Source organism: Oerskovia sp. 140933 (assembly GCF_059651515.1).
Genome location: NZ_JAMXIO010000017.1, coordinates 48,930 through 64,384 on the forward strand (window position 1 = coordinate 48,930; position 15,455 = coordinate 64,384).

Annotated in this window: 17 protein-coding genes; 7 read left to right on the forward strand and 10 right to left on the reverse strand. The window is 74.4% G+C overall.

Annotated elements, in window-relative coordinates:
- Positions 1-45: 45 nt before the first annotated feature.
- The gene (locus NHG27_RS10775; RefSeq protein ID WP_497016299.1) at positions 46-1,893 is read left to right on the forward strand and encodes a cation:proton antiporter; all 1,848 of its coding nucleotides are present in this window, start codon (positions 46-48) and stop codon (positions 1,891-1,893) included.
- Positions 1,894-1,914: 21 nt separating this feature from the next.
- On the opposite strand, the gene NHG27_RS10780 is transcribed toward NHG27_RS10775, so the two are convergent.
- On the reverse strand, positions 1,915-2,337 hold the full coding sequence (locus NHG27_RS10780; RefSeq protein ID WP_497016300.1) for a hypothetical protein: 423 nt from the start codon (positions 2,335-2,337) through the stop codon (positions 1,915-1,917).
- 143 nt (positions 2,338-2,480) lie between these two features.
- On the opposite strand from NHG27_RS10780, the gene NHG27_RS10785 reads away from it, so the two are divergent.
- The 4 genes from NHG27_RS10785 (at position 2,481) to NHG27_RS10800 (ending at position 5,314) form a co-directional block, all read left to right on the forward strand.
- Complete coding sequence (locus NHG27_RS10785; protein ID WP_193719415.1) at positions 2,481-3,131, forward strand: GntR family transcriptional regulator; 651 nt, start codon at positions 2,481-2,483, stop codon at positions 3,129-3,131.
- A gap of 126 nt (positions 3,132-3,257) precedes the next feature.
- The gene (locus NHG27_RS10790; protein ID WP_497016301.1) at positions 3,258-4,454 is read left to right on the forward strand and encodes an MFS transporter; all 1,197 of its coding nucleotides are present in this window, start codon (positions 3,258-3,260) and stop codon (positions 4,452-4,454) included.
- Positions 4,455-4,598: 144 nt separating this feature from the next.
- Complete coding sequence (locus NHG27_RS10795; protein ID WP_193719413.1) at positions 4,599-4,850, forward strand: response regulator transcription factor; 252 nt, start codon at positions 4,599-4,601, stop codon at positions 4,848-4,850.
- Positions 4,851-4,945: 95 nt separating this feature from the next.
- Positions 4,946-5,314, forward strand: a complete 369-nt coding sequence (locus tag NHG27_RS10800) for a cupin domain-containing protein (RefSeq protein WP_193719412.1) — start codon at positions 4,946-4,948, stop codon at positions 5,312-5,314.
- A gap of 15 nt (positions 5,315-5,329) precedes the next feature.
- On the opposite strand, the gene NHG27_RS10805 is transcribed toward NHG27_RS10800, so the two are convergent.
- From NHG27_RS10805 to NHG27_RS10820, 4 genes are all read right to left on the reverse strand, one after another.
- Positions 5,330-5,455, reverse strand: a complete 126-nt coding sequence (locus tag NHG27_RS10805) for a hypothetical protein (protein WP_265332931.1) — start codon at positions 5,453-5,455, stop codon at positions 5,330-5,332.
- A 214-nt stretch (positions 5,456-5,669) separates the two neighbouring features.
- On the reverse strand, positions 5,670-6,878 hold the full coding sequence (locus tag NHG27_RS10810; RefSeq protein ID WP_497016302.1) for an FAD-dependent monooxygenase: 1,209 nt from the start codon (positions 6,876-6,878) through the stop codon (positions 5,670-5,672).
- Positions 6,875-7,480 carry an isoprenylcysteine carboxyl methyltransferase family protein gene (locus NHG27_RS10815; protein ID WP_497016303.1) on the reverse strand — a complete coding sequence of 202 codons (606 nt, stop codon included), beginning with the start codon at positions 7,478-7,480 and terminating at the stop codon, positions 6,875-6,877. Before NHG27_RS10815 ends, NHG27_RS10810 begins: the two co-directional genes overlap by 4 nt.
- The gene (locus NHG27_RS10820) at positions 7,480-8,598 is read right to left on the reverse strand and encodes a type III polyketide synthase (RefSeq protein WP_497016304.1); all 1,119 of its coding nucleotides are present in this window, start codon (positions 8,596-8,598) and stop codon (positions 7,480-7,482) included. Before NHG27_RS10820 ends, NHG27_RS10815 begins: the two co-directional genes overlap by 1 nt.
- Before the next feature lie 64 nt (positions 8,599-8,662).
- Here NHG27_RS10820 and NHG27_RS10825 point away from each other — a divergent pair, with 64 nt between their 5' ends.
- Positions 8,663-9,517, forward strand: coding sequence for a UbiA family prenyltransferase (locus NHG27_RS10825; protein ID WP_497016305.1), 855 nt, complete (start codon positions 8,663-8,665; stop codon positions 9,515-9,517).
- A gap of 21 nt (positions 9,518-9,538) precedes the next feature.
- Here NHG27_RS10825 and NHG27_RS10830 read toward each other — a convergent pair whose 3' ends face one another.
- The 4 genes from NHG27_RS10830 to NHG27_RS10845 form a co-directional block, all read right to left on the reverse strand.
- Entirely contained in the window at positions 9,539-10,390 is an 852-nt protein-coding gene (locus NHG27_RS10830; protein ID WP_497016306.1) for a phosphotransferase, read from the reverse strand.
- 40 nt (positions 10,391-10,430) lie between these two features.
- Entirely contained in the window at positions 10,431-11,402 is a 972-nt protein-coding gene (locus NHG27_RS10835; protein WP_497016307.1) for an FUSC family protein, read from the reverse strand.
- 119 nt (positions 11,403-11,521) lie between these two features.
- Positions 11,522-12,685 carry an RDD family protein gene (locus NHG27_RS10840; RefSeq protein ID WP_497016308.1) on the reverse strand — a complete coding sequence of 388 codons (1,164 nt, stop codon included), beginning with the start codon at positions 12,683-12,685 and terminating at the stop codon, positions 11,522-11,524.
- A 129-nt stretch (positions 12,686-12,814) separates the two neighbouring features.
- Complete coding sequence (locus NHG27_RS10845) at positions 12,815-14,143, reverse strand: NAD(P)/FAD-dependent oxidoreductase (RefSeq protein ID WP_497016309.1); 1,329 nt, start codon at positions 14,141-14,143, stop codon at positions 12,815-12,817.
- A 190-nt stretch (positions 14,144-14,333) separates the two neighbouring features.
- On the opposite strand from NHG27_RS10845, the gene NHG27_RS10850 reads away from it, so the two are divergent.
- Positions 14,334-14,816, forward strand: a complete 483-nt coding sequence (locus NHG27_RS10850) for an Lrp/AsnC family transcriptional regulator (protein WP_193719404.1) — start codon at positions 14,334-14,336, stop codon at positions 14,814-14,816.
- Here NHG27_RS10850 and NHG27_RS10855 read toward each other — a convergent pair.
- Entirely contained in the window at positions 14,801-15,412 is a 612-nt protein-coding gene (locus tag NHG27_RS10855; protein ID WP_193719403.1) for a TetR/AcrR family transcriptional regulator, read from the reverse strand. The two genes, NHG27_RS10850 and NHG27_RS10855, sit on opposite strands and share 16 nt — an antisense overlap.
- Positions 15,413-15,455: the final 43 nt, after the last annotated feature.

Sequence of the window (15,455 nt, forward strand, 5' to 3'; positions counted from 1 at the left end):
GCTTCGTCTGATAGGAAGTAATTCCCCGAGCGAGACGAGAAGCCCATGGAGTTCGCCCCCTACCTGATCGCCGGCGTCCTGGCGGTGGTCGGCGTGACCGCGCTCGCGCCCCGTCTGGGGGTCGCCGCCCCGCTGATCCTCGTGCTGCTGGGCGTCGCGGTGTCGTTCCTGCCCGCGGTCTCGGCCGTCGAGGTCGACCCGGAGTGGATCCTCGCGGGCGTCCTGCCCCCGCTCCTGTACTCGGCGTCGGTCAGCATGCCCGCGATGGACTTCCGTCGAGACCTCAAGGCGATCAGCGGGCTCTCCGTGGTCCTCGTGGTGATCAGCGCCGTGGTGCTCGGCGTCCTCTTCCACCTCCTGATCCCCGGGATCGGGCTCGCGACGGGCATCGCGCTCGGCGCGATCATCAGCCCCACCGACGCGGTCGCGACCTCGATCGTCAAGAAGGCCGGCGTCTCCCCGCGCATCGTGACCGTGCTCGAGGGCGAGAGCCTGCTCAACGACGCCTCGGCCCTGGTCCTGCTGCGCTCGGCCATCGCGGCGACGGCCGCGACCGTCTCCGTGGGCCAGGTCGCGGGCGACTTCGTGTACGCGGTGGCCGTCGCCGTCGTGATCGGCTTCCTCGTCGGCAAGGCCAGCCTGTGGGTGCGCTCGCGCGTGCACGAGGCCACGTCCAACACCGCGATCTCGTTCGTCGTGCCCTTCATCGCGTTCCTGCCCTCGGAGCACCTGGGCGCCTCGGGGCTCGTCGCGGTCGTGACGGCCGGCATCGTCACGGGGCTCGGCGCCCCCAAGCACCTGAGCCCGCAGGACCGGATCGCCGAGAAGGCGAACTGGCGGACGGTCGAGCTCCTCCTGGAGAGCGGCGTCTTCCTGCTCATGGGGCTCGAGGTGTTCGGGCTCGTCGAGGAGGTGCGCGAGGACCACGGCAGCCTGTGGACCGCCGCGGGGCTCGCGCTCCTGGCGGCGGTCGTGGTCATCGCGCTGCGGTCGGTGTTCGTCGCCGCGCTCCTGTGGCTCATGCAGCGCTCGAACCGCCGCAACCCCGAGGTCCGCGAGAAGCTGTCCGCCGCCACCGACAGGCTCGACCGCGGCGAGCTGCCGACGCTCGAGGACCGTGGGCGGGGCAGGAGGAACGGGGGCCCCGGCGGGGTCGCCGCTCCCGGCATGGGCGGCCCGGGCGGCCTCGCGGGGGCGCGCGGCGGTCCCGGGCGCGGACCGCGCGGGGAGGTCGCGCCGCTCGCGGTCGACGACCCGCGCGTGCGGTCGCGGACGGCGCGCATCCAGTCGTTCCTCACGCGCCGCATCGCGGACATCGACTACCTCGCGGCCGAGCCGCTCGGCCGCCGTGAGGGCGTGCTGCTCGTGTGGGCGGGCATGCGCGGCGTCGTGACGCTCGCGGCGGCCCAGTCCCTGCCGGCCGACACCCCGCACCGCGCCCTGCTGGTCCTCATCGCGTTCTTCGTCGCGGCCGGGACGCTCCTGGTGCAGGGCGGCACGCTGCCGTGGGTCGTGCGGAGGCTCGGTCTCGCGGTCGACCCGTCGACGGAGAACGACGAGCGGCTCGCGCTCCTCGGCGAGCTGTCGCGCGTGGCCACCGAGATGATCGACGCGCCGGGGCTCGCGCGCCCCGACGGGACGCCCTACGCGCCCGAGACGATCGAGCGCGTGCGTCAGGAGATCGCGCACGACGACCTCGTGGACCGCGAGGCGACCGAGGGGGACGACCGGCACCGGCAGTACCGCGAGCTGCGGCTCGCGGTGCTCGCGGCGCAGCGTGAGGAGCTGCTCCACGTGCGGGACCACGGCACGTTCAGCTCGGGGGCCATGGACCAGACGCTCAAGGTGCTCGACGCGAGCCAGATCAGCGTCGAGATGCACGCCGAGCGGTAGACGGCCCGCGCCGGGGGAGGGCTACGCCGTCTGGTCCCGTGCGATCCGCACGAGGTGCAGCAGCGCGTCCAGGTCGATGTCGGCGAGGGCCTTGAAGCCCACGCTCGAGCTGCCGATCTTGGCGCGCCCGAGCGTGTGCGCGTACTTCTGGGCGACCGGCTGGTCGTCCTCGACGGCGTTGACGTACACGCTCAGGTAGTTCTGCTGGACGGCGAGCCCGACCGCGAACCACTCGACGCTCCCGCCGCGGGGGCGGGCCTGGAGCAGGTCGCCGTACCCGATGATCCGCTGGTCGGTACCGCCCCAGGAGACGCCTTCCCACAGGACGCGGGACCGGCCGGCCATCACCTCCGAGATCGCGCCGTCGAGGCGGACCGCGTCGTCGCGGAACCGTTCGGGGAGGGTCGTGAGGTACACGTCGGGGTCGGTCCCGGTCTTCTGCACGGAATGCTCCATCCGGTCGGGGCGGCTGGTCGAACGAGGCTATGCGGGGTGTCGGGGACCGGCGACCTGGCGCGCGGGTCGTGACCTTACCGTTGCCCGGCGCACCGGACGCCCCCTTGCATCTAAGGTGCTATGGTCGCAAGGTGTCCCCCCGCAAGAAGCCCGACGACCCGGCCCCCAGCGCGGTCGAGCGAGCCTTCGCCGCGGTGTCCGCCTCGATCATCACGGGAGAGACGGCCCCCGGCGCCCTCCTGACGGAGGGCGAGGTCGCCGACGAGCTCGGCATCAGCCGGACCCCCGTCCGCGAGGCCTTCCTCCAGCTCCAGACGTGCCGCCTGCTCACGCTGTTCCCCAAGCGGGGAGCGATCGTCGCCTCGGTCACGGACAAGGAGGTCGCCGACCTCCTGGCCGTCAGGATCATGCTCGAGTCGTCCGCGATCCGCGCCCTGGACGGGCACGCCCTGCCCGACGGCGTCGCGCGCGACCTCGACGAGCTCGTCGCCCGGCAGGTGGTCGCCGAGCAGGACGGCGACCTGCTCGCCTTCTCGCGGGCCGACTTCGCGTTCCACTCCCGCATCATCCGGGCCGGGGACAACGACGTGATCGAGGACCTCTTCGCGCAGCTCGGCCCACGCCTCGAGCTCCTCACGCACCGGGCCGTGCGCCGCGACGCGACGTCGCCCACACGTCTCCTGGCGGACCACCGCGTGCTCGCCACGCTCGCCCGCGCGGGCGACGCCCAGGCCTACGAGGCGGCGCTGCGCGCGCACGTCCAGCGCGGCAACTACGGCTGACGGGCCTCGGCCCGGCTCCTGTCCGCCCGTCGTCCTGCTCGGACCCTGCCGCACCCGCTCCGGTCGTGGCCGTGCCGCGCCCGTCGACGGGTACCTTCCCACCGCTGTCGTCCTTCGAGAAAGATCATGAACCGCCACCGCCTCGTCCCCGGCTGGCTGCGAGTCGCCCCGGCGCTCGTCGTCATGGCCTGGGGTGGAAACCACTTCACGCCGCTCCTGCACATGTACCAGGACCTCGGCAGCTACTCCGTCGTCATGGTCGACCTCTTCCTCGGCATGTACGTCCTGGGGCTCGTGCCCGGGCTCCTCGTGGCGGGCCCGCTGTCCGACAGGTACGGCCGCAAGCCGCTCGCGGTCGTCGGCGTCCTGGGCGGTGTCGGGGCCAGCGTGCTGCTGGCGCTGGGCTTCGGCAACGAGGTCGTCATCTGCCTGGGGCGCCTGCTCGCGGGGCTGAGCGTGGGGGTCGCGATGTCGGTCGGCACGAGCTGGGTCAAGGAGCTCTCGAGCGCGCCGTTCGACCTGACCGCCGACCCCGCGGCCGGGGCGCGGCGTCCGTCCCTCTCGCTGACGCTGGGCTTCGGGATCGGTGCGGGGGTCTCGGGCGTGCTCGCGCAGTGGGGGCCGTGGCCCACGGTCACGCCCTACGTGGTGCACGTCGTGCTGAGCCTGCTCGCGCTCGTCCTGCTCGCGACCTCGACCGAGACCATCGGGGGCCACCGCTCGACGACCTCGCTGCTCGCGGACCTGCGGGTCCCGGTCGCGCACCACCGCCGGTTCGTGCGCGTCGTGGTGCCCGCGGCCCCGTGGGTCTTCGGGGCGGCCGGCATCGCCTACGCGGTCATGCCCCAGCTCGTCACGGAGCGGACCGGCGACCTGTCGCTGGCCTACGCGACCCTGCTCACGGTCCTCACGCTGGGCACGGGGGCGGCGGTGCAGCCGTTCGTCGCGCGGATCGACCAGGTCACGCGCGGGCGCGCGCTCGTGGTGGGGATGACGCTGATGCTGCTCGGGGTGGTGCTGGGCGCGACCAACGCGACGGTCCTGTCGCCGGTCCTGGGCGGCGTCGCCGCGGTGACCCTCGGCGCCGCGTACGGGATCTGCGTGGTCGCGGGCCTGATCGAGGTGCAGGCCATCGCGACCCCCACCGACCTCGCGGGGCTCACGGGCGTCTACTACAGCCTGTCGTACGTGGGCTTCCTGCTGCCCGTCGTCCTGGCCGGGGCCACGGCGCTCGCCGGGTACACGCTCCTGCTCGCCGTGGTCGGGGTGCTCTGCGCGGGGAGCCTGGTCGCGGTCGTGCGGGGGTTGCGCGTCACGGGGTGACCCGCCTCCCGTCCCTGTGGTGCTCGTCACAGCCTGTGCGCCGAACTCGCGTCATGGATCCGTTCCCACGCGGTCTCTTCTTGTAGGAACCAGAAGACGGATCACAAACGTGGGCGACGTGCGGCGACCACGGACGGAGGAACGATGTCCATCACCCAGCGAACGTCCGCGCAGCCCTCGACGACCGGCGACGCGACGCAGGAGGTCGTGCTCTCCCGCCGCGAGCTCGTGGTGCTCTCGCACCTCACGGAGGACATGACGCTGGAGCAGCTCGCCGCGATCCTGTTCGTCTCCCGGAACACGGTCAAGTCCCAGCTGCGCAGCATCTATCGCAAGGTCGGGGTCTCGACCCGCGACGACATCCTGCGCTGGGCCCGGGACCGCGGGATCTCGTAGGCCGGCCCCGCCCCGAGGTGCGTGCCGGGGCCACGGTGGGATGCTCGAGGGACGTGCCCGTCGTCGACGACGGGCCCCGACGTTCCGAGGCGAGCATGGGACAGGCAGAGGACGACCCGACGGTCACCGATCCCGACCACTACGGCGTGATCTTCGAGAACGACAGGGTCCGGGTGCTGGAGTACCGGGACGTGCCGGGGACGCGGACGCATCCGCACCACCACCCGGACAGCGTCATGTACACGCTGAGCGGTTTCGAGCGGCGCATCTCGTCGGGCGACCGCGTCATGGAGGTGGCCCTGGAGCCGGGAGAGACCCGCTGGCTGCCCGACCAGGTGCACGTCGGGGAGAACACAGGATCGACGGCCACCCACGCGATCTTCGTCGAGCTCAAGGAGCCGCGCGTCCCGGGCGGTCCGTCGGGCGACGCCGCGTCGGCGGGTTCGGCCCGCCCTCGCGCCTGACGAGCCGGCGTCGGGTCAGTGGAACTCGTGCCCGGCGTCGTCGACGCCGACGGCTTCCATGGCCGCGTCCTCACCCGGGGCCGAGGGGAGCGCGACGAAGCGCATCTCGACCAGGACCACGTCCTGGCACTGGGGGCACAAGCGCTGTTCCTTCCATCGGCGGTGCGGCATCGCGGTCCTCGCTTTCACAGGTAGAGCACTGACGTCGCAAACGCCCCTGCCGACCGGGGGGCCGGGCAGGGGCGTCGTCTCGCTGAGGTGGCGGCGCAGGCAGGGGCTCGCGCCGCCGGGCTGATCGTAGCCCCTGGTGACCTTCCAAGGATACGTTTCGTGCACCCCCGGTTTCGCGCCCGGGTCAGCGTGCGAGCCGCTCCACGACGGCGCCGTAGAGCACGGGGGCGTGTGCCGCGAGCGGCACGATCGCCCGTCGTGCGGGCGACGTCGCCCAGGCGACGAGCCCCGTGGTCAGGACGCGGTAGTCGCGGGTCGCGTGGCGCCAGGCGCGCTCGTACGCCTCGGCGTCGTCCAGGTGCCCGACGGCGGCGCTCGCCTGCGCGAGCCCCACGCGCAGCCCTTCGCCCGTGAGGGCGTCCACGTACCCCGACGCGTCCCCGACGAGGCGCACCCGTCCGGTGCTGCGCCGTCGGGAGCGTTGCCGGAGGGGGCCCGCTCCACGGACCGGGCCCAGCGGCTCGGCGTCCCCCAGCCGGGAGACCAGCGCGGGGAACCCGTCGAGGGCCTCGTCGAAGTGCGTCCCGGTGGGGCCGAGCATCGCGATCCCGACGACGTCGGGCGCCACGGGCGTCACGTACGCCTCGACGTGCTCCCCCCAGTGGACCTCGACCAGGTCGGTCCACGCGGGGACGCGGAAGTGGCGGCGGAGGCCGAAGCGGCGGCGCGGGTCGGGCGTCGTGCGCAGGGGAGGGGCCGTGCCGCCGAGCTCGGTGGGGATGCGTGCGGCCCGCGGTGCGGCCCCGTCCGCGCTCCCCGCCGTCTCGGCGTGGCCGTCGCCCGGCCCGGTCCCGGGGGCCCGGGGCCCTCCTCCGAGCACGTCGTGGCCGCTGCGCGCGAGGAGCGACTCGCGCGCGAGCGCGTCGGCCCCGACCTCCAGCCCGGCGAGGCGGCGCACGGTCGAGTGCAGGCCGTCGCAGCCCAGGAGCCAGCGCGCGCTGATCCCGGCGGCCGTCACGGAGTCCGCCGTCTGCTCGACGTGCTCGACCCGGCCCTGCACCGTCACGGCGCCCAGTGCGGCGGCACGCTCGGCGAGCGCGGCGTGCAACGTGGTCCGCCGGACGCCCCGGCCCGGCCCGGTCGCGAAGAGGTGGTCGGCGTGGCGGTGCGGGTCCCGGTAGCTGATGCCGCGCAGGACGTGGCCCGCGGGGTCGACGTCGAGCGCGTGCAGCGCCCGCAGCGCGCCGGGCATGAGGCCCTCGCCGCACGCCTTGTCCACAGGGCCTGTGCGCGGTTCGACCACGACGACGTCGAGGCCCGCGAGCCGCGCCTCGATCGCCACGGCGAGCCCGACCGGCCCGCCCCCCGCGACCAGGACGTCGGTGTCCGTCACGGCTGGGTGCCCGCCGGGGGAGCGCCTGCCCGACCCGTCGCGCCGGCACCGGCCCGCACGCGGGGGAGAGCGTCGAGCGCGCGCTCCTCGGCCGGGAGCCGGAACCGCAGCAGCAGCACCGCGTTGAGCACCGTGAACACGAGTGCCGTGGTCCAGCACGAGTGGACGAGGGGCAGCGCGAAGCCCTCGACGACCACGGCCACGTAGTTGGGGTGGCGGAACCAGCGCTGCCCCGGGTGCCGCGCGATCCAGCGGTACGGGCCGCGGTCCACCCACGGCAGCCCGGGGACCACGATCACGCGCGTGTTCCACCGTGGCCCGAGCGACGCGATGCACCACCAGCGCAGCGCCTGGCTCGCGACCACGAGCACGAACGCGGGCCACCCGACCCAGGGGACGAACGGCCGGTCGGCGACGTTGACCTCGACCACGCACGCGACCAGCAGGCCCGTGTGCAGCGCGACCATCGCGGGGAAGTGGCCGCGCCCCGTCTCGATGCCGCCGCGTGCGAACGACCACCTCGCGTTGCGGGCCGAGACCACGAGCTCCGCGAGCCGTTCGAGCGCGGTCGCCCCGACCACGACGTAGAAGAAGACGAGCATCAGCCCTCCTGGGGACCGGGGAGGCGCAGCAGGACCAGCTCGGCGCTCACGCCCGGCCCGAACGCCATGAGGACGCCGTGCCGCGGCCGAGCGTGCCCGGGGGGAGGGCTTCCGGCCGCCTCCCGGGCTGCGAGCGTCGCGGCGAGCACGTGGAGCACCGAGGACGAGGACAGGTTCCCGACGGCGGCGAGCGACTCCCGGCTGAACCTCAGCTCGGCCTCGTCGAGGCCCAGCGAGTCGCGCACCACGTCGAGGATGCGCGGGCCGCCCGCGTGCACGACCCACGTCCCGACGTCCTCGGCCGCCAGGTCGTGCTCGGCGAGCAGCGACTTCACGTCGCCCGCGAGGTGCGCCGCGATGACCTCCGGCAGCCCCGCGGACAGCACGATCCCGAACCCGCTGTCGCGGATCGACCAGCCCAGGTGCTCGGCCGTCTCGGGGTAGAGACGGCTGCGCGTGTCGAGCACCTCGACCCCGCGGGTCGCGGCGCCGTGCGCAGGACCCGCCGGGTGCGCGTCCCCGACCATGACCACGGCCGCCGCGCCGTCCCCGAACAACCCGGTCGCGACGAGGTTCGCCACGGAGTCGTCACCGTGCTGGAGCGTGAGCGAGCACAGCTCGACCGACACGAGCAGGGCCACGTCCTGCGGGTGGCCCGTCAGGTAGTCGTGCACGCGCGCGATCCCCGCGGCGCCCGCGACGCAGCCGAGCCCGAACGACGGCAGCCGCTTGACGTCGGTCCGCAGCCCCAGGCGGGTCACCAGCTGCGCGTCGATCGAGGGGGCCGCGATCCCGGTGACCGAGGTGAAGAGCAGGAAGTCGACCTCGCCGGGGTCGATGCCCGCGTCGTCGAGCGCTGCCCGGCACGCCTCCTCGGCGAGGTCCGTGCCGACCCGGATGAAGTGGTCGTTGGCCTCGCCGAACGACGTGAGCCCCGCGTACTCGTCGAGGCGCAGGGCCGTGTGGCGGGTCTCGACGCCGGACGCGGCGTGGAGCCTGCGGAGGACGGCGCGGGTCGCGGGCGAGCGGGTCAGCAGGGGCCCGATCGTGTCCGTGATCTCGCTCTGAGGGTGCGCGGGCCCCGGCAGGACCGGTGCGACCGCGAGCAGCCGCGACATTCTGGCATCGTGCCACGGGGACGCGCGGCCCGCGCGTTGCTAGCGTCGGGCAGGTGGAGGCATCGTGAAGACGCGAGCGGCGACGACGACGCTGCGGGGGCTCGCGCTCGCGAGCCATGCGGGGCCCACGGTCGTGGTCACGGTCCTCGCGGGCTTCTTCGCGGCGGGCGTGGGCTCGGGCCCCGGCCCGACGGCGCTCGTCACCGCCGCGGTCCTGTCCGGGCAGCTCTCGGTCGGGTGGTCCAACGACTGGCTCGACGCCCGACGCGACGTCGCGGTGCAGCGCGCGGACAAGCCCGTCGTCGCGGGGCTGGTCTCGGTGCGGCAGGTGCACGCCGCCGCGCTCGTCGCCGCCGCGGTGTGCGTGGTGCTGTCGCTCGCGACCGGGCTCGTGGCCGGGCTGGTGCACCTCGCGGCCGTCGCGAGCGCGTGGACCTACAACGCGTGGCTCAAGTCGACCGCGTGGTCCTGGGCGCCGTACGCGGTGTCGTTCGGGCTCCTGCCGCTGTTCGTGGTGCTCGCCGCTCCCGGCGACCGCGTCGCCGCACCCTGGGCCATGGCCGCGACCGCGCTGCTGGGCGTCGGGGCGCACGTCGCGAACACCCTGCCCGACCTCGAGGACGACCGTGCCACCGGGGTCCGGGGGCTGCCGCACCGCCTGGGCCGGACGCGTGCGAGCGTGCTCGCACCGACCGTGCTCGTCGCGGCGGTCGGCGTCGTGGTGCTCGGGCCGCCCGGGCCGCCGACCGTCGCGGGCTGGGTCGGTGGGGCGGTCGCGGTGGCGCTCGCGGTCTCCGCAGGCCTCGTCGCGGTGCGACGGACCACGAGCCGGGCGCCCTTCGCGCTCAGCATGGCCGTCGCGGCGGTGTGCGCGGCCCTCCTGGTGCTGGCCGGACCGGACGTCGCGCTGCCGGGGTGAGCGGCGGCGTCGGGCCCGGGCTCAGACCAGCTCGCGGGCGAACGCTCCCCGCTCGGCCGCGAACCACGCCTCGTTCGCCCGGATCCGGTCGCCCACGCCGCCGTCCCACATGCGCTGCCACCCGCCGCCACGCGTGGCGGCGTTGTGCCGCATCGCGTGCCAGCTCCGGGCGAACCGGGCGGTGAGGGTGTCGAGCAGCGCGAGCCGCTCGGCCCGGTCGAACCCGTAGGCCTCGGTGAGGACGCGCGTGCGACGCGGCGCACCGAGCGACGACATGCCCGCGTCCCGGGTGCCCGGCGGGCCGATCGGGGCCCAGTGGAGCGCGGTCGTCGCGACGTCGAGCAGCCGGGTCGTGGGTCCCGCCAGGTCGAAGTCGATGACCGCGGCGAGCTCCCGCCGCCCGTCCGCGGCCTGGGAGAAGATCGAGTTCTCGACGGTCACGTCGTTGTGCCCGACGACGTCGGGCTCCTCGAACACGTCGCGCACCCCCGGGAACTGGACGCGCTCGGGCCACGCGACGCCGTCGGGCAGGGCGACGGTCGCCGACGCGTCGTGCAGCGCGCGCTGCCACTCGCCCAGCTGGACGAGCACGTCCTCGCCGAGCGCCCAGGGCGACGGCGGCCGACCGCCCCACTCGCCCTCGACGAACGACACGACCTCCCGGCCCGCGCCGTCGACCCCGAGGAAGCGCGGCGCTCGGGGGAAGCCGACCCGTTCGAGGTGCAGGAGGTAGGCCTCGACCGCAGGACTGTGCGCGCCGCGCGGGCGGCGCACCGTGCTGCCCCGGCGGACCAGGCCGTCCGAGACGTCGCCGCCCAGCAGCGGGAACTCGGCCTCGTCGACCACGTCGACGTACCGGGGCGCAGGAGTCATGACGGACATCGTGGCACGCGCTACCTCCCGGCGCCGGGGTTCAAGGAGCTGCGCGGTCGCGGGACACGAGGACACGGTGCCCGACCGCGAGGACCGCGACCGCGACGAGCGCGGCGGCCACCGTGAAGAGGGCACGCTCGAGGTCGGCGGCGAGCACGACGTCCTCACCCCCCGACGTCTGCAGGATCACCGCGGGGGTGAGGAAGAGCGTGAAGACCCAGTACGGCTGCTTGAGGTACGCCCACGCAGCGGCCCCCGTCAGGACGAGCGCCACGACCGACAGGACGCCCGGGGAACCGCTGAGCAGATGGGCCACCAGGCCCGCGAGCACCGCGCCCGCGAGCGTGCCGCCGACCCGGGCAACGGTCCGCGAGAGCGTCGCCGCGAAGTACGGCTGGACGACCACGAACAGCGTGAGCAGCAGCCACCACGCGTTGGGCGAGCCGACCCATCCCATCGCGACATAGGTCGCGACGCCCGCCAGGGTCGCGAGCGCGAGCCCGAAGTAGGTCGCGGCCCGCTCGGGAACGGGACGGGGACCCGGCAGGCGCATACCGCGCGTCAGGGCCCCACCGACCACGGCCGTCCACAGGCCACCGAACGCGACCCAGCCGGCCATCGCCGCGAGGGCACCCAGCGACGTCGAGGGGCTCACGGTGCCCGAGGGGAGCGCGACGAGCGGACCGCCGATGAGCGCGAACGCCGTCTGGGGTCCCACGAAGCCGCCGATCCCGTGCCAGCCCCGGACCGCGGAGAAGCCCACGCACGCGCCCAGCACCGTCATGAAGACGGCCCCGACGAGCGGCCAGTCGCTCAGCGAGACGCCGATCGCCATGCACAGGGCCGTGAGCGGCCCCGCGACGAGCGCAGCGTTGCGCCCCACGAGCAGCCCGACGCCTGCGGGCAGCATGCCGAGGTAGACGAGCGTGCCGTCGTGCTTCCACGGTGACAGCATCAGCGCGACCATGGGCGCGACGAGCAGCAGGACCAGCCCTGCCTTCCGGGGGCTCATGCCTCACACGGTAGGTCAGCCCCGCGGGGTCGGCTCGGCGAGACGTGACGGCGGGGACGGCACGGTACGGCAGGGTCGGCGTCGGCGGGCGTCGGCCGGGGCGGCCTGGGCGGACCGGTTCAGCCCAGGACGGGGCCCTCACCCGTGCACGTCTCGACGATCACGTCGTCCACGAGCAGCCGGACCTCCCACGTCCACCCGGGGCCGAGGTCGGCAGGGACTCCGTCGGAGAGGCTCAGCACCGCGGCCTGCGAGGGGAGCGGATCTGCCATGGACAGTGCGCCGAGGGCCTCCGTGGCCGACCAGGCCGTCGTCCCGTCGGCGCGCAGCACGCTCGCGTCGATCGAGACGTACCCGTGGCTGGCCCCTGCCAGGTCCACCTCGATGGACGAGGATCCCGGGTTCGGCGGGGCGGCCCGCGTGATGCCCAGGCGGGTGTCCTGCCCCTGGCCCCACACGCTCAACGTGGCGCCGAACCCGGTCAGCCCCTCCGAGCTCGGGGCCGAACGTGTGACGGTGCAGGTCGAGGAGGTCGTGAGGGGCAGCATCTGGAACGAGTTCGTGAACGACAGCGCCACGCCGCCGAGGCACAGGACCGTCGCCGTCGCGGTGACCGCCCGGGCGCGGCCGGGCGAGCGGTCCCACCAGGCGGCCGTGGGCGGCGTGCCGTGGGCGCTCGGTGCCTTCCGGGAGCTCCGGGCCCCCGACGCCTCCCGCCTGCCCGGTGACCACGGTGCCGAGGTCCGCAGCGACCTGGGCAGTGGACGGGTCGACCTCACGACGGTCGACAGCAGGCCGTCGGCGAACGTGCGGTGCTGCTTGTCCCAGAGCGGGCGGAGGTAGCCGATGCAGAGGATCGCGTCGAGGAAGTGCGCGAGCCAGCGCAGGACCGTGGTCAGGAGGCCGACCGGGCGGCCGGTCCTGCGGTCGACCACGATGATGCCCACGGCCCGCTTGCCCGGTGTGGCGCCGGCGTACGCCTGGAGCAGGACGAGCGCGACGACCGTGCCGACGATCCAGGGGCTGTCCTGCCAGGTGGTCCCGTCGGCCGAGGCCAGGGGGATGTTCCCGACCGGGGTGTAGAACGGCAGCACCGCAGGTGGCGTGATCGGGCCGACCGCGAGGAACGTGACCCCGGTCAGGAGCGCCCCGTCGAGGAACGTGGCCACGACCCGGCGCCCCCAGCTCGCGTACGGCCCGAGCGGTGGGACGTCCGGGGGGACCGGCAGATGGTCGGACAGGTCGTGCTGCAGCGTCGTCGGCGTCATCGCGGGGTCCCCCATGGGACGAGGGTCCCAGATCCGCCCCGATGCGTCGAGCGTGCGGCGCGGGTCGTCGTCAGCCGCCCGTGACGACCGAGCTGCACGCTCGACGCCCGCCGGTCCGCGCGTCGCTCCGGACCGGCGGGCCGCTCACCGCAGCGGGTCGAACGCCCTGATCTCCTGCGGCACCGTCCCCGTCACGATCTGCTCGGCGAGCAACCTGCCCGTCGCGGGCCCGAGGACCATGCCCCACATGCCGTGCCCGCCTGCGACGTAGACGCCGGGTGCACGCGTGGCGCCGACGAGCGGCAGCCCGTCGGGGGTCACGGGCCGGGACCCCACCCACTCGTCGTGCCGGTCGTCGAGGTCGACGCCCTGGAACAGGTCGCGCACGGAGGCGAGGATCGCGTCGATGCGCCGCGGCTGGAACGGCTCGTCGGGACCGCGGAACTCCATGGTCCCCGCGATGCGGAACCGCCCCTGGTACGGCGTGCACGCGACGCGACGCGACGGCAGGTAGATCGGTTGCTCGACGGGCAGGTCGGTCTTGACCGTGAACGAGTAGCCGCGCCCGGCCTGCACGAGCGTGCGCACACCGAGCGGCTCCGCGAGCCCGGGCAGCCACGCGCCGGTCGCGAGGACCGCGACGTCCGCGACCACGGGGTCCTGCCCGTCCACGAGGACCTGGACGCCGCGCCCTTCCTGGGCGCGCAGCCCGGTGACGGTCGCGCCGGTCACGATGCGCCCGCCGCGCGCACGGACCGCGTCGCCCAGCGCACCGACGTACGGCCCGGGCTCGATGAACCGCTGGCCTTCCAGGGCGTAGACCGCGCGCACGCGGTCGGTGAGCTGCGCAGGACGCCCGACGGCGTCGCTCGCCCCGGGCGCTCGGCCCGCGTTCGGGTGCGTCGGACCGGGGAGGGGAGCGGCGCCGTCGGGCCGGTCGATGCGGCGCAGCGGGACCACCTGCCCCGCGGCCTCGACCTGGGCGATCTCGTGGAGGAACGGCGCGGCCTGCTTCTCGTGCTCGAACCCGATCATGAAGGGGCCGGGCGTCGTGCGGGCGGCGACGCCGTGCGCGGCGAGCTCGTCGAACGCGTCGAGCGCGAGCCGGTCGATCGGGGTGAGCGCTGCCATGGCGCGGTCCCACGCGCGCTGGGTCGCGTGCGTCGCGAACCGGGCGAGGAAGGACCACAGGCGGGGGTCGAGCCGCGCCGGGACGTGCAGGGGCGCGGCCGGGTCGAGCAGCGCCTTGGGGGCGTAGGTCCAGAGCGTGGGGTCCGCGAGGGGCATGGCCATGCCGGGCGTGAGCCAGCCGGCGTTGCCCCAGGACGAGCCGGCGGCGACGCCCTCGCGGTCGAGGACCGTGACCTCGACGCCGCGGCGCTGCAGGTGCCAGGCGGTCGCGAGGCCCACCATGCCGGCGCCGACGACGACCGCCGTGCGGGGGGAGCGTGGGGTGGTGCGTGACGTGGTCATTCGGGGCTCCTTTGCCCTGAGACGTTGTCGACCCGGCCTCGAGGATGCTGAGGCCGGGTCGTGGGAGACGGGTTGCGCCTCAGCACCATGGTGAAGGGATCTTCGGTAGGGTTCAAGCAGGCAGACGGGTTCTTCGGGACAGAGGCGTTCTGCCGAACGATCTTCTTCCGGACGACGAGAGCGGGCGACCATGCCGAACGATCTTCGGGCCGGGTCGACGCAGGTCCAGGCGGCCGTGCTCGACGAGACCGACCGCCGCATCCTCGCCGTCCTCGACGCCGACGCGCGGGCCACGAACAAGGCCGTCGCGGAGGCCGTCGGGATCGCGCCCTCGACGTGCCACGCACGTGTCCGCTCGCTCCAGGAGCGCGGCGTCATCCAGGGGTTCCGCACGGAGATCGACCCGGCGGCCATGGGCCGGAGCCTCCAGGCGCTCATCGCGGTCCGTCTGCACTCGCACGCCCGGTCGGGTCTCACGACCTTCCGTGACTACCTCGCCGGGCTGCCCAACGTCGAGGGCATCTACTTCGTGACGGGCGACCGGGACTTCATGGTGCACGTCGCGGTGCGCGACTCGACCGCGCTGCGTGACCTGGTCGCGAGCACGCTCAGCGTGCGCCCCGAGGTCGCGGGCACGAGCACGACGCTCATCTTCGACTACCTGCGGCCGTGAGCGTCCCCGCGGTCGTCGTCGACCAGCCGGTCGAGGAACGGTCCGACGAGCTCCTCGACGCTGCTCCACACGTCGTCGAGGGGGGCTCCGGACTCGATCATGCGTGAGGCGGAGTTCACCACCGCGTTGACGAGCTCCGCCGAGCGGGCGGCGTCCCGGGCCCCGAGCGCCTGCAGCGCGTCACCCAGGGGACGCACGAGCTCGTCGTGCATGGCGCGCGAGCCTTCCATCACGGCGCTCGGCGGACCGACGTTCGCGAGGGCCGTCGCGAGGGCGTGCTCACCCTGGGCGACGAGCTCGAGGTTCGCCCGGAGGTAGGCGACGACACGGCCGCGGTCGTCCGGGGCCGCGTCCATGGCCCGTGCGACCGTGGCCGACCACCGGGGGAAGACGTCCTCGACCAGGGCGAGCAGCAGGTCGTCCGCCGACCGGAAGTACTGGTAGAGGCTGGGGCGGGCCAGGCCCGCGCGCTCGGCGAGCGCCGCGAACGTGGGCGGTCGGCCCGTCTCCGCCAGGAGCGATCGTGCGGCGTCGAGGAGCACTCGCATCTGCGCCGCGCGGTGCTCGGCGACGGTCGGGGCGCTGATGCGGGGCACGGCTCTCCTCCGGACGGTCTCCCTGCCCCGCCCGGGGCAGGGA

What these genes read in the sequence shown, in the direction of transcription:
- NHG27_RS10775 (WP_497016299.1), top strand. Translation starts at nt 46, where the DNA reads ATGGAGTTCGCCCCCTACCTGATCGCCGGCGTCCTGGCGGTGGTCGGC.
- NHG27_RS10790 (WP_497016301.1), top strand. Translation starts at nt 3,258, where the DNA reads ATGAACCGCCACCGCCTCGTCCCCGGCTGGCTGCGAGTCGCCCCGGCG.
- NHG27_RS10795 (WP_193719413.1), top strand. Translation starts at nt 4,599, where the DNA reads ATGTCCATCACCCAGCGAACGTCCGCGCAGCCCTCGACGACCGGCGAC.
- NHG27_RS10800 (WP_193719412.1), top strand. Translation starts at nt 4,946, where the DNA reads ATGGGACAGGCAGAGGACGACCCGACGGTCACCGATCCCGACCACTAC.
- NHG27_RS10815 (WP_497016303.1), bottom strand. Translation starts at nt 7,480, where the DNA reads ATGCTCGTCTTCTTCTACGTCGTGGTCGGGGCGACCGCGCTCGAACGG.
- NHG27_RS10820 (WP_497016304.1), bottom strand. Translation starts at nt 8,598, where the DNA reads ATGTCGCGGCTGCTCGCGGTCGCACCGGTCCTGCCGGGGCCCGCGCAC.
- NHG27_RS10830 (WP_497016306.1), bottom strand. Translation starts at nt 10,390, where the DNA reads ATGACTCCTGCGCCCCGGTACGTCGACGTGGTCGACGAGGCCGAGTTC.
- NHG27_RS10835 (WP_497016307.1), bottom strand. Translation starts at nt 11,402, where the DNA reads ATGAGCCCCCGGAAGGCAGGGCTGGTCCTGCTGCTCGTCGCGCCCATG.
- NHG27_RS10840 (WP_497016308.1), bottom strand. Translation starts at nt 12,685, where the DNA reads ATGGGGGACCCCGCGATGACGCCGACGACGCTGCAGCACGACCTGTCC.
- NHG27_RS10845 (WP_497016309.1), bottom strand. Translation starts at nt 14,143, where the DNA reads ATGACCACGTCACGCACCACCCCACGCTCCCCCCGCACGGCGGTCGTC.
- NHG27_RS10850 (WP_193719404.1), top strand. Translation starts at nt 14,334, where the DNA reads ATGCCGAACGATCTTCGGGCCGGGTCGACGCAGGTCCAGGCGGCCGTG.